11 protein-coding genes are annotated in these 12,766 nt (G+C 75.5%); 8 read left to right on the plus strand and 3 right to left on the minus strand.

Features of this window, described 5'->3' with window-relative positions:
• The first annotated feature begins 27 nt into the window (after positions 1 to 27).
• The 6 genes from BL253_RS30430 (at position 28) to BL253_RS30455 (ending at position 7,009) form a co-directional block, all read left to right on the plus strand.
• Positions 28 to 1,302: a galactokinase gene (locus tag BL253_RS30430; RefSeq protein ID WP_081438849.1), complete on the plus strand. Its 1,275-nt coding sequence runs from the start codon at positions 28 to 30 to the stop codon at positions 1,300 to 1,302.
• 1,104 nt (positions 1,303 to 2,406) lie between these two features.
• The gene (locus tag BL253_RS30435) at positions 2,407 to 4,020 is read left to right on the plus strand and encodes an ATP-binding protein (protein WP_081438856.1); all 1,614 of its coding nucleotides are present in this window, start codon (positions 2,407 to 2,409) and stop codon (positions 4,018 to 4,020) included.
• 210 nt (positions 4,021 to 4,230) lie between these two features.
• On the plus strand, positions 4,231 to 4,650 hold the full coding sequence (locus tag BL253_RS30440) for a roadblock/LC7 domain-containing protein (RefSeq protein ID WP_198946463.1): 420 nt from the start codon (positions 4,231 to 4,233) through the stop codon (positions 4,648 to 4,650).
• On the plus strand, positions 4,647 to 5,021 hold the full coding sequence (locus tag BL253_RS30445) for a DUF742 domain-containing protein (protein WP_076820752.1): 375 nt from the start codon (positions 4,647 to 4,649) through the stop codon (positions 5,019 to 5,021). The genes BL253_RS30440 and BL253_RS30445 overlap by 4 nt, the downstream gene beginning before the upstream one ends.
• 58 nt (positions 5,022 to 5,079) lie before the next feature.
• Positions 5,080 to 5,685 carry a GTP-binding protein gene (locus BL253_RS30450; protein ID WP_076820778.1) on the plus strand — a complete coding sequence of 202 codons (606 nt, stop codon included), beginning with the start codon at positions 5,080 to 5,082 and terminating at the stop codon, positions 5,683 to 5,685.
• Between the two features lie 76 nt (positions 5,686 to 5,761).
• Positions 5,762 to 7,009 (plus strand): cytochrome P450 family protein, encoded by a 1,248-nt coding sequence (locus BL253_RS30455; protein WP_076820753.1) that lies wholly within the window; start codon positions 5,762 to 5,764, stop codon positions 7,007 to 7,009.
• Positions 7,010 to 7,124: 115 nt separating this feature from the next.
• Here the strand turns inward: BL253_RS30455 and BL253_RS30460 are convergent, their stop codons facing one another.
• On the minus strand, positions 7,125 to 8,363 hold the full coding sequence (locus BL253_RS30460; protein WP_076820754.1) for a hypothetical protein: 1,239 nt from the start codon (positions 8,361 to 8,363) through the stop codon (positions 7,125 to 7,127).
• 255 nt (positions 8,364 to 8,618) lie between these two features.
• Between BL253_RS30460 and BL253_RS30465 the strand changes: the two genes are divergently transcribed.
• On the plus strand, positions 8,619 to 10,349 hold the full coding sequence (locus tag BL253_RS30465) for a DNA polymerase ligase N-terminal domain-containing protein (protein ID WP_076820755.1): 1,731 nt from the start codon (positions 8,619 to 8,621) through the stop codon (positions 10,347 to 10,349).
• A gap of 13 nt (positions 10,350 to 10,362) precedes the next feature.
• Here the strand turns inward: BL253_RS30465 and BL253_RS30470 are convergent, their stop codons facing one another.
• Positions 10,363 to 11,706 carry an FAD-dependent oxidoreductase gene (locus BL253_RS30470; RefSeq protein ID WP_076820756.1) on the minus strand — a complete coding sequence of 448 codons (1,344 nt, stop codon included), beginning with the start codon at positions 11,704 to 11,706 and terminating at the stop codon, positions 10,363 to 10,365.
• Positions 11,703 to 12,059: a hypothetical protein gene (locus BL253_RS30475; RefSeq protein WP_076820757.1), complete on the minus strand. Its 357-nt coding sequence runs from the start codon at positions 12,057 to 12,059 to the stop codon at positions 11,703 to 11,705. The genes BL253_RS30470 and BL253_RS30475 overlap by 4 nt, the downstream gene beginning before the upstream one ends.
• A 245-nt stretch (positions 12,060 to 12,304) precedes the next feature.
• Between BL253_RS30475 and BL253_RS30480 the strand changes: the two genes are divergently transcribed.
• Positions 12,305 to 12,679, plus strand: a complete 375-nt coding sequence (locus BL253_RS30480; protein WP_076820758.1) for a YccF domain-containing protein — start codon at positions 12,305 to 12,307, stop codon at positions 12,677 to 12,679.
• Positions 12,680 to 12,766: the final 87 nt, after the last annotated feature.

Here is a 12,766-nt window from a genome sequence, read left to right on the forward strand (position 1 = left end):
CCCACCAACGTCGGGCGTTGCGTAGACATGACGGACGGCCGGGCCGCCGGGGGTGGTGGCGCCAGGAGTGCGGAGGTCGCGCTGGACAGTTCCGTCCCGCCCCGTCCCGGTGAGCCCGGAGAGTCCGGCGAGCCGGGGGGTTCGCCGCGCCGTTCCCGGATGCGCCGCGGCCGGCCCGCGGGCCGGGGCGGGCGGGGGCCGGTGACGGCGGTCGCCTTCGGGCCGGGGCGGGTCAACCTCGTCGGGGAGCACACCGACTACAACGACGGCCTGTGCCTGCCGTTCGCGATCGAGCTCGGCGTCACGGTGCGGGCGCGGCCCTCGCTGGACGGCCTGATGCGGGTGCACGCCGTCGACATCGGCGCGCACGACGTGTTCCCGACCCCCGTCCCGCCGCGCGTCGAGGGCTGGCGCTCGTTCGCCCGCGGGGTGGTCGCCCTGCTCACGGCGGCCGGGTACTCCATCCACCCCGCGCGCCTGGCGATCACCGGCACGCTGCCCCGGGGCGCGGGCCTGTCGTCGTCGGCGGCGCTCGAGGTCGCGCTGGCGCTCGCGCTGCTGGCGCACAGCGGGCACGGCGAGCCGGACCGCCGCCAGCTCGCCGGGCTGCTGTCCCGGGTGGAGAACGAGTGGGTCGGCGCGCGGACGGGCCTGCTCGACCAGACCGCCTCGCTGTTCGGCCGTCCTGGCCATGCCCTGTGCCTGGACGTCCGGGCCCTCGGTGCCGCTCCCGCCCCTGGCCAGGCACCCAGCGGCACGGCCGCGGCCGCGGGTGCCGAGCCGGCGGCGACGGGCATCGAGCCGGTGCGTCTCGACCTGGGCCGGTGGCGACTGGTGACGGTCGACTCCGGGGTCCGGCACGCCATCGCGGCGTCCGGCTACAACACCCGCCGGGCCGAGTGCGCCCGTGCCTGTGAGCTGCTCGGGATCGGTTCGCTGCGCGACGCCGACGAGGACGCGCCCGGCCGGCTGCCCGAGCCGCTGGGCCGCCGGGTGCGCCACGTGCTGACGGAGAACGAGCGGGTGCGCCTTGCCGTGGCGGCGCTGCGCGCCGGCGACCTGCCCGAGCTCGGCCGGGTGCTCGACGCGTCGCACGCCAGCCTGCGCGACCTCTACGACGTGTCGGTGCCCGAGGTGGAGGCGACGGTGGCGCGCGTGCGGGCCCTCGGCGCGGCTGGCGCCCGCATGGTCGGCGGCGGGTTCGGCGGGTCGGTCCTCGCGCTGTTTCCTCCGGGCAGGCGCCTGCCGGCCGAGGCGATGCGCGTCGCCCCGGGCGGCCCCGGCCGCCTGCTGCCCCGCTGACGCCGGACGCCGTCGCCGGCCCCTGCCCGCCGGGCCGCCGTACGCGCTCGGCCCGCCGCGCCCGCCGCGCCCGCCGCGCCCGCCGCGCCCGCCGCGCCCGCCGCGCCCGCCGCGCCCGCCGCGCCCGCCCGGACCGCCCGGTCAGCGCGGACGGCTCGAACCGCCCGGGTGGCCCGAACCGCCCGGGTGGCCTGGATCGCCCGCGAGCTCACCGCCTCCGAACTCACCGTTACCGAGGTCGCGTGGCGCGCCCGCTTGTCCGGATGGGTGCCGGCGGGCATCTCGGGTGCCCGGCCGCGCCGGCGAAACGGCCCCGGCACGACGGTCGGCCGCCGACGCAACGACGAGAAAACGTCGGCACTCCGGACGTGTCTGCGCCGTAGGCATCCGCGTTGTCGCGTGGCCCGGCCCGTTCGCGCGCGGCCTTGAACTCCGTCGCCGGCGATCACTTCCTGTGACGAATGTGCCGGGGCGGCGCGTGTCCGCGTGGCCGGTGAGCGGGGACGCCCGTCAAGGCCGAAGATCCCGATTTGTCCAGTTCCAAGTGCCGGCATATGGCGTCGACTCACCGAAATGTCCCAGATGCGCGAACGGTGCCGTCATTGGCGGCGATTCCGGAACGGTCCGGCGCTGATGTTCAGAGTGACCATCCGATTATCGCCGGTGGCCGGATCCGGGCCGCCCATCGGGTGCGCGCCGAAACCCGGTGTCCATCGGTGTGACAACGTGAACACATGCCACCCACTCGGCCGTCGCCAGGTGGCCGGCGGCGGCGCCGGCTGTATGCGGCCGGCGCGCGTGGTCTCCCTAGCATCGGGTGACGGCCGGCGCATGGGCAACGCCCACACGGCCGGCCGGCTCCATCGCGTGGCCGGCGGATGGCCGAGGAGTGGTCGCGGTGTGGGGGAAACCTGCGAGGCACGGCGCGCTTTTGCCGCGCATTCAGCGCCGGCCCGCGCGGCCACCGTGCCCGCCGCTCCCACCGGCGAATCCAGAGCTTTTGTTGGACGGTTTCTTTGCCGCGCCGGCCCGGTCCCGCGCCGTCGGCGTGGCCGCGGCCGCCCGGGCCGCCGTGACGACGAGTTGGACGAGGAACTGATCGCGATGCCACGTGTACTCGAGCCCACTCGCGGGCGCGCCGACACCTTCCCGGCCGGCGCGTCCACCCCGGCCGGCGCGTCCACGCGCCGGCAGCCCGTCCTCGGCGCGAACCGCACCGTCCTGCTGTCCGCGCTGCTGGTCGTCGCCGTCGCCGCGCTGTGCGCGGTCGCGGCGGCCCCGTCGTCCGCGCGGGTCCCGGTCGGCGTCGCGGTGCTCGTGGGCCTGGCCGCCGCGGCCGTGATCGCGGTCCTCGCGATCCGCCAGGCGGACGGCACGGCGCGGCTCGTCGCGCGGTTGGCGGCCCTCGACGCCCTGACGGAGCGGCGGGCCGCGGGCCTCGCCCAGCTGGCCGACGACACCCTGCCGAAGATCGTCGCCCATCTCCGTGACGGCGTCTCGGCCGAGGAGGCCATGGCGGGCGGGCCATCGCCGACCGACCCTGCCGAGCAGCGGATCCTGCGGACCCTCGCCGAGGAGGTCGGCCGCGGCGAGCGCATGCGCGCCGCCGCGATGGCCGCCTGCGCGAACGCCGCCGGCCGGGTCCAGGCGCTGGCCACGAGCATGCTCGCCGACCTGCGTGACATGGAGGACCGGCACAGCGAGGAGGTGCTCGGCGACCTGCTGCGCATGGACCACAGCGTCTCCCAGACCGGCCGGCTCGCCGACTCCATCGCGGTGCTCACCGGCGCCCGCTCCGGCCGGCGCTGGACCAAGCCGATCGTGATGGAGAGCATCCTGCGCGGCGCGCTCGGCCGGATCAGCGCCTACCAGCGGGTCCGGCTGCACTCGACCAGCACGGCCGCCGTCGCCGGCTACGCGGCCGAGGGCGTCATGCACGCGCTGGCCGAGCTGATGGACAACGCCACCAGCTTCTCCCCGCCGTCGGAGGAGGTGCACGTCTACGTCGAGGAGGTCCAGGCCGGCCTCGTCGTCACCATCGAGGACGGTGGGCTGGTCATGGGCCCGGCGGCGCTGCGCCGGGCGGAGCGGGCCGTCTCGGCCGCCTCCCTCGACCTGACCACGCTGTCCGGCACGCGCCTGGGGCTCGCCGTCGTCGGCGTGCTCGCCCGCAAGTACGGGCTCACCGTCTCCTTCCGCCCCTCGTCCCGGGGCGGCACCGGCGTGATCGTCATCATCCCCCGCCAGCTCATCACCCAGCCGCGGCCGGACGGCGCGCCGCTGCCCGGGGTACACGCGGCGGCGGCACCGGGCGCGGTGGCCGGCGCGCGCGGCGGCCGGCAGGCGGCGCCGGAGCAGCCCGATGAGCCCGCGGCGCTTCCGTCCCGGGCGGCGGCGCACCCGCCGGGCACGCCCGAGCCGCTGCCGAAGCGGGGCCGGGGCGAGACGCTCGCGGGTGCCGCGCGGGCGGCGGCGCTGGCTACGTCCCTCGACGGCCCGCCCGCCGGTGCGGACGGCCGCCCGGCCGCCCCCACGGTGTCGCCCGGCGCGCGGTTCGGCGCGTTCCAGCAGTCGCGTGCGCGTGTCCGGTCCGGCGAGACCGGCCCGACCGGCGCCGCCGGCCAGCAGCCGGCGGGCGCCACCGATTCCGACGCCACTGGTGCCACCGGCGGCGCGGAGGCCATCAACGCCACCGACTCCGGCGAGGCGGCGCCATGACGGCCCGGAGGCCGGCGGGCCGGGCCGGGCAAGGCCCGTGGCCACCAGGCGGGCGCTGACGCGGCGCCCGGCTCGCCAGACGCCCACGTCCCGCCCGTCGCCAGCCAGGAGGCGAACCGGGCCTTCGAGTTCCCGGACCAGACAGCGAGATAGGAGGCAGGGGCCGACCGGCCGCGGGCAGTAGCCTCGCGGCGGCCCCTACACCCGATGATGAAGACCAACGAACGCGAACTCGACTGGCTGCTCGAGAGCCTCCTCGCGCGCACCCCGGGCGCCCGGCACGCGCTGGTGCTGTCGCGGGACGGTCTGAAGATGTGCCGCACGTCCGGGCTCACCGTCGACCAGGCCGACCAGCTGGCGGCCATCGCGTCGGGCATCCAGAGCCTCGCGCACGGCGCGTCCGTCGAGTTCGGTTCCGGCAGCGGCGGGGTCCGCCAGTCCATGACCGAGTTCCACGGCGGCCTGCTGTTCATCGTCGAGGCCGGCGAGGGCGCCCACCTCGCGGTCATCGCCACCGAGGACGCCGACGCGGGCGTGATCGGCCACAACATGAACGAGCTGGTCGAGCAGATCGGCGAGCATCTCAGCTCGCCGGCGCGCGACCTGAGGGCCACGGTGGCTCCCGCGTGACCCGCGGCCACATCGACCGGGAGAACCCGGACCGGCTCTACACGATCACCGGCGGGCGCAGCCGCGCCGACGCGGACGTCTTCGACCTGGTCACGCTCGTCATCGCGGAGTGCGACCCCAGCCCGGGGATGCAGTCGGAGCACGCCGCGATTCTGCGGTTCTGCCGTTCCGCGCGCGCCGTCGTCGAGATCGCCGCTCACCTGCGCCTGCCGATCAGCGTTGTCCGGATCCTGCTGTGCGACCTGCTGGACGCCGGGCGCATCATCGTCCGCCAGCCGGCCAGGTCCGCGCCGCGCCACTCGCCGGTCGAACTTCCGTACGCCCACCCAGAGCTGCTGAGAGAGGTGCTCGTTGGACTCCGCCGGCTCTAGGATCGCCGCGCCGCTGCTGACCGGGCCGGCCCGCCTCTMGGGGCGCGTCGACCCCGGCATGCCCCAGATGCTGGCACCGCTGCGCGACACCGTCCGCGAGGGGCTGAAGATCGTCGTCGTCGGCGGGTTCGGCGTCGGCAAGACCACGATGGTGCGCGCGGTCAGCGAGATCCGCCCGCTGTCGACCGAGGAGGTCATGACCGAGGCCGGCGTCGGCATCGACGACACCGCCGGGCTGCGCGGGAAGACCACGACGACGGTCGCCTTCGACTTCGGCCGGATCAGCCTTGACGACCACCTGGTGCTCTACCTGTTCGGCGCGCCCGGCCAGGAGCGGTTCTGGTTCCTGTGGGACCGGCTGTTCGCCGGCACGCTTGGCGCCGTCGTGCTCGTCGACACCCGCCGGGTCCAGGACTCCTGGTACGCGATCGACCGGCTGGAGCACCAGAAGGTGCCGTTCGTCGTCGCCCGCAACAACTTCGGCCCGCCGGTTCACTCGCTCGACGACGTGCGCGACGCGCTGTCGCTGGACCCGGGGGTCCCGCTGCTCGACTGCGACGCCCGCGCCCGGGACTCGAGCAAGGCGGTGCTGATCGAGCTCGTCGACCATGTCCTGGCGCTGTCCACCGCCGCTCACGGCGCGGCGGCGGGGCGCCGGGGGTGAGCCCGGGGCCGTCGACGCAGGCCCGGTTGACTGAGACCCGGTTGACGGCGGGCTCTTGAGGGTTGAGGGAGACCCGATGACTGATCTGACCACCGCGCCGGACCGGGCGGCCGCCCTGGCGAGCCGCTACCCGGCGCACGTGGGCGCGGCCCGGCTCTACGGCGAGGAGTACCACCGGGACACGGCCGGGCTCTACCGCGCGCTGCGGGCGCGGCACGGCGCCGTGGCCCCGGCCCTGCTGGAGGCCGACCTCCCGGTCTGGCTGGTGCTCAGCTACCGGGAGATGCACTACGTGCTCACCCGCCCGGAGCTGTTCGACCGGCAGACGCCGTGGAACGCGCTCGACCTCGTCCCGGCGGACTGGTCGCAGCGATGGCTGCTGGGCACCGAGTCGGTCATGCGGTCGAGCGGCCGTGAGCACGAGCACCGCTCGACCGTGCTGCACGACGCGCTGGCCGGCGTCGACCAGCTGGAGCTGCGCTCGCGCTGCGAGCGGATCGCCGACGCGCTGATCGACGAGTTCGCCCCGGACGGCCGGGCGGAGCTGATGAGCCAGTTCGCCCTGCAGATGCCCGTGCGGGTGGTGTCCTGGATGCTGGGCATCCCGCTGGCGGAGGCGCCGGCCGTGGTGCGCGACCTCATCGTCCTGATGAACTACACGGGCGAGGCGCCGGCCGCCTACGGGCGGCTGCTCGCCCGCATGCACGACCTGATCCGGCAGCGACGCGAGCGGCCGACGTTCGACGTCGCCTCCCGGATGGTCCACCACTCGCTGGCCGCACCGGACGACCTGCTGGTCGAGGACATGCAGTACGTGGTCGGCGGCGGGCAGCAGCCGACGGCGTACTGGATCGGCAACACGCTGCGGCTGCTGCTCACCGACACCCGGTTCGCCATGACGCTCGCCGGCGGGCGCCGCAGCGTCGGCCAGGCGATGGGCGAGGTCCTCTGGGAGGAGCCGCCGCTGGCGAACCTGAGCGCGTACTGGGCCGCCCGGTCCTGCCAGCTGGGCAACCACCAGGTCCAGGCCGGCGACATGCTGGTCCTCGGCATCGCGGCCGCGCACGCCGACCCGCACATCCGCCCGGACCAGACCGTCAGCGTCGGCGACAACCAGGCGCACCTGGCGTTCGGCCACGGCCCGCACCGCTGCCCGTTCCCCGCCCAGGAACTGGCCGAGGTCATCGCCGAGACCGGCATCGAGGTGCTGCTCGACCGGCTCCCCGACCTGAGGCTGGCCGTGCCCGCGCCGGAGCTGCGCTGGGAGGAGTCGCTCTGGATGCGCGGCCTCGCGAGCCTGCCGGTCGTCTTCACCCCGGCCTGATCGACGCCCGGCGCGGCGTCCAGCCGTGCGGCTTCGCCGCCGTCATCGCCGGATTTGGGATCGGCGCCGGCCAGGCCCCGGAGAACACCTTCGGCCTGACCGGCGCCCTCCGTGGCTACTCGGCCGCGGGCTTCGGCTTGGGGCCGGCGGAGCGCATGTTGACGAGGCGGCCGAGCAGGTCGAACCAGAACGGGGCACCCACGGTCAGGGCGGCCGCGGCGACCAGCCAGCCGAGCGCCTTCAGCGCCCAGTCACCGGCGTCGTCGGGAACGGCCCGGGGGTCGGTGACCGTGTCGGCGTGGGTCCAGCCGAACGGGAGCTGCAGCGCGCCGATGTCGCGCACCGCCGAGACCGCCGTCTCCGCGGCGCCTTCGCCGGACGAGCCGTCCCCGCCGGCCGGAGTGGAGGTCTGCACGCGGGTCTCGGCCGAGGAGACGGCGACCGCGCGCAGCGCGCTGTCCTGCCAGAGCGCCCGAGTCAGGCCGATCGCGTCCAGGTTGAACGCGACGGTCAGCGCGATGGCGTAGACCAGCAGGAACTTGCCGATCCGGCGCTTGTACCAGCCGGAGAGCCGGTCCATCGCGGCGTCGTACCACTGGGCGAGCTCCGCGACCAGCTTGTCGCGGTCGGCGCCCGCCCGCGCGGCGGTCGCGGTCAGCGCGGTCTTGAGCGGCGAGTCCGGCAGCCGGGCGATCTCCGCTCCCAGTGGGAGCACCGCCGTGTCCGGCGACTGGGCGAGCAGCGCGACGATCGCGGTCGTGACCGCGCGGCCGGACTCGGAGCTGGCGGGCATCGCCGCGCTCAGCGCCTGGGCGGTCGCAGGGGTCAGGTTGTCGTAGGCGGCGCGGTAGGCCGCGGCGTACGCCGTGCGCTGCTCGTCGGTGACGTCGCTAGGGAACGCGCCGGCGAGTTCGGCGGGGCTGGCGCGGTGCAGCAAGGCCCGTGCCGGCGGCTCGACCAGCTCGAGCACGGCGCGCGCGAACGCCGTCGACGAGACGTAGGTCGGCAGTCGCAGACCGCGGGCCCGCCGGACGGCGCCCAGCCAGCCGTGGGCCGGCGGCATCGCGGCGACGGCGGGGACGGCGGCGCGTCCGCCGGCCCGCAGCGCCCGCAGCGGCCCGTCCAGCAGCTCGGCGGTGACGTCCCGCGCGGGCGCCGCGCCGTCCGGAGACGCCGGCGGCGTCCGCGGCCGGACGACCTCCGAGGCGAGGCGGCGCAGCTCGGCCTCCAGCTGGCGTCCCCGGTAGTTGAAGAAGCCGAGCACGGCCTCGTTCACCCGGGAGACGGCGACGCTGAAGACGGCGAACACCAGCGCAAGTCCGATGAGCACCTGCAGAACGGCGGAGTCCGACATGACACACCTCGTTCGCATTCGCCATGACAAAGAGTGATCCGCGCATTTCTACCGGAACCGCGTACGGGCCGCCTCGGCGGGCCGCGCCAAACGGTGGGCGTGGGCGGGCGTGGCGTGTTTCCTTGTGGGGACGTGGTGAGTAGGCGCGTTTCCCTGCCGGGGCGTGGGGGAAAGCGCTCTTTCTGGCGAGCATCCGGTGGGAGGCGGCCGAGCGCCGTCGGCGGCGGCACCGCCGCGGAGGGGCGGGCAGGACGCGTGACGTCGGAGAAGCCGCGTTCGCTGGACACCTACCGCGCCCGACGAGACCCGGCGCGCACCCCCGAGCCGGTTCCCACCGCGCCCTCACAGGACGTGTCCGTGCCCACGCCCGCCCAGGACGCGTCCACGCCCATGGAGGAGTCGACGGCGACGCCTGGCGGCGGGAACCAGGACGGTGAGAACGAAGCGGTCGACCACACCGGTGACGACCAGGCGGGGCGGGGCGACACCTTCGTCATCCAGGAGCACCACGCGCGGGCGCTGCACTGGGACGTGCGGCTGGAACGCGACGGGGTGCTCGTCTCCTGGGCGGTGCCGAAGGGGCTGCCGGTCGACCCGCACGCCAACCACCTGGCGAAACAGACCGAGGACCACCCGCTCGAGTACGCGGGCTTCGCCGGCGACATTCCGCGGGGTGAGTACGGCGGCGGGTCGGTGAGTATCTGGGATCGCGGCACCTACGAACTGGAGAGCTGGACCGCGGACAAGGTGAAGGTCGTGCTGCGCGGCGAGCGCGTGCGCGGCCGGTACGTCTTCTTCCGCGCCGGTGGCCGGCCGGGGCGGGAACCCGGCACGACCGGCACGACGCGCGCGGTGGGCCGGCGCCGCGGCGCGCGGTACGGGCCGGACGACTGGATGGTTCACCGGATGGACCCGCCCCAGGACCCGGCTCGCGAGCCGATGCCGGCCGCGCTGGAGCCGATGTACGCCGTCGCCGGTCCGCTGCCGTCGGGGCTCGAGTGGGTGTACGAGGTCAAGTGGGACGGGATGCGGGTGCTCGCGTTCGTCGAGGGCGGCCGGGTGCGCGCCCGCAGCAGGGCGGGGCGCGATGTGACCGCCGCGTTCCCCGAGCTGCGGCCGGTCGGCGCGGCACTCGGAGCGACGCAGGCGGTGCTGGACGGCGAGATCGTCGCCTTCGGCCCCGACGGCCGGCCCGACTTCTCCTTGCTGGCGCACCGGATCCACGTCGCCGACGCGGGCGCCGCCCGCAGGCTGGCACGCCAGATCCCGGTGAGCTACGTGGTCTTTGACCTGCTCTTCCTCGAGGGGCACGCGACGACCGGCCTGTCGTTCGACGAGCGGCGCGAGCTGCTCGGCCAGTTCCCGGGGCTGACGTTGTCGGACACGCTGCCGGGCGACGGGCCGGAGGTGCTGCGCGCGAGTGCCGCCGCGGGCCTGGAGGGCGTCATCGCGAAGCGCCGCTCGTCGGTCTACCAACCCGGCCGGCGCGCCGCCGACTGGGTGAAGACGAAGAACATCCGTACCCAGACCGTGGTGATCGGCGGATGGGAGCCGGGTGCCGGCCGGCGGGAGGGCCGTATCGGCTCGCTGCTCGTCGGCGTCGCGGACCCCGGCGGGGCGCTTCCGGGCGGGCCGGCGGGAGGCGAGCCCGATGGTGAGATCGGCGGAGACTCCGGCGGCGACATCGCGTTCCGGTACGCGGGGCACGTCGGGACGGGCTTCTCGGACGCCACCCTCGACCTGCTCGCCGGCCTGCTGGAGCCGCTGCGGCGGGACACCCCGCCATTCCCGGACGTACCGGCCCAGCGCGCCCGAAGGGCCATCTGGGTGCGTCCCGAGCTGGTCGCCGAGGTCGAGTACGCCCGCTGGACCCCCGACGCCCGGATGCGCCACCCGTCGTTCAAGGGCCTGCGCGACGACATGACCCCCGCCGACACGGCCCGGGACTTCTCACCGGTCGGCGAGGCCGGCGAGGGGCGTTCATGAGCCGCCGTCAGGCCTACGACGGCGAGGCCGGCGCGTGGGCGGGCGCCTGGCGTGGCGCGGGCGTGTCCACGTGCTCGGGGCGCAGGCCGACGCCGACCAGGCGGCCGGCGAGCCCCCGCAGGGCCGGCTGCCGGTCCAGCAGCCGGACCGCCCGGGGGGACCGCACCGGGGCGTCGGCCGCGAGCGCCGGGCCGATCAGGCCGCGGCCAAGCCCGCGCTGCAGCAGCTGGGTGCCGGCGGTCGGGAACCACCGGCGGCGTTGGAACGCGCGCAGCACCCTCGTCACCTCGGCCGTCCCGGCACCGGAACGCAGCGGGCCGGCGAGCATCCGCGCCGCGGCGACCGCGTCCTGGACCGCCAGGTTGATGCCGACCCCGCCGACCGGCGACATCGCGTGCGCCGCGTCGCCGATGAGCAGCACGCCGGGGGAGTGCCAGCGGCGCAGCCGGTCGAGCCGCACGGGCAGGAAGGCGACGTCCTCGGCGTCGACGATCGCGCCGACCCGGCCCGCGAGCCAGGGCGCGAGCGCGGCGACACCGGCGCGCAGCGCCCCCGTCCCGGCCGCGAGCGTCTCCTCCCTGCCGTCCTTCGGAATGAGGTACGCCGTCTGCCAGTAGTGGCCGCGGTCGATGAGCACCAGCATCCGGCCGGCACCGACGTGCAGGGCGACGCCTTCCGGGTCGTCGGGCCAGCGCGGCAGCCGGAACCACAGCACGTCCATCGGCGTGCCGAACTCGTGGCGGGTGAGCGCGCGCCCCGCGGCGTCGAGTGCCGCGCACACCGTCGAATGCCGCCCGTCCGCCCCGATGACCAGCCGGGCGCGGATCTCGGCCTGGCGGCGCGTGGCCTCCGGCCTGCCCGACGGCGCGGCGGGAACGGTCGCCACGACCCCGCGGGCCGGGCCGCCCGGCGTGTCGAAGAGCAGGCCGGAGGCCGCGTGGTTCCGCAGCAGCAGGAAGGTCGGATACTCCGCGGCCGCCGCGGCGAGCATCTCCAGCAGGTCCCACTGCGGCAGGAAGAGCACGTACGGGTGCGGGATGCGCAGGCGGGAGAAGTCGGCGACCCGGAAGGTGCCGTCGGCGAAGGTCGCGGTCAGCGCGCGCACGGGCCGGCCCGGCAGGGCGTCGACCCGGTCGCCCAGCCCCAGCTCGTCGAGCACGTCCAGGGTGGACGGATGGACCGTGTCGCCGCGGAAGTCGCGCAGGAAGTCGCCGTGTTTCTCCAGCACGGTGACCCGCACTCCCGCGCGGGCGAGCAGCAGTCCGACCAGCAGCCCGGCGGGCCCGGCGCCGACGACGCAGACATCGCATGGGCCGGGGTCGCCGACGTCCCGGCTGGAGAAGGAGCCGGCAGTCACAGGGCGGCCCTGGTCCCGTGCGACCGGGTGTGGGCCGACCGGGTGCCACCGCGGCGCCGGCGCGCGGGCCGGAAGTGCGGCGGTTGCGGCGGTGCGGGATCGGGTGGCAGGTGCGGGCCCGGCTCGGGGTGCGGGCCCGGCTCGGTGGGCGTCGGCTCGGTGACGCCGAACAGCGGGGCGTCGAGATCCTGGTCGGCGTCCTCGCGGGCGCGCGACGCCGCCGGCGAGGTCAGCCGGTCCGCGAGCCACCAGGACGGGCGCGACGCGGGGCTTCGCCGCGGTCGCGTGGCCTTCTGCCGGGCGCGGCTTCTCGATTCCCGCTCGGCCGCTGGCGGGGTGCACGAGTCGCTCATGATTTCCCTGTACCCGCATTGGCCCGGGCTTACCGGGCGACGGCGTTCCGGGGCCCTGGCCGGGCGGCCACACTGACGGATGCCGGACATCGGTGTGGACGTCGCGATCGGTGGCCACAATACTGACGGCCGCGTCGGGACTGACGTCGTGTCCGGACTGACCGGGCCGTCGGGCCGTCGGGCCGTGGGGCCGTGGGGAGCGCCGGGGCCGCCGGCGAAGGGAACGCCGAGGAGAGGAGGACGCGATGCGCCTCGTGCTGAACCTGATCTGGCTGGTGCTGTGCGGGCTGTGGATGGCGATCGGCTACACGATCGCCGCGTTGGTCTGCTTCATCCTGATCATCACGATCCCGTTCGGGATCGCGTCGCTGCGGATCGCGAACTACGCGCTCTGGCCTTTTGGCCGGACGGTGGTCGACGACCCGGAGGCCGGCGCGCCGTCGCTCGTCGGCAACGTGCTGTGGGTGGTCTTCGCCGGGTGGTGGCTGGCGATCGGCCATCTCGTCACCGGGTTCCTGCTCTGCCTGACGATCATTGGCATCCCGCTGGGCCTGGCCAACTTCAAGCTGATCCCGGTGTCGCTCCTCCCGCTCGGCAAGCAGATCGTCCCCGCTCCCTGACACGGCTCGCCGGGGAGCGCGGCTGGCAGGGGTTCGCCGGCCAGGGTTGGCTGGCCGGGTTGGCTGTTGGCGGATGGCTGGCCGGAG

It is taken from the genome of Pseudofrankia asymbiotica, assembly GCF_001983105.1.
Classification (GTDB): domain Bacteria; phylum Actinomycetota; class Actinomycetes; order Frankiales; family Frankiaceae; genus Pseudofrankia; species Pseudofrankia asymbiotica.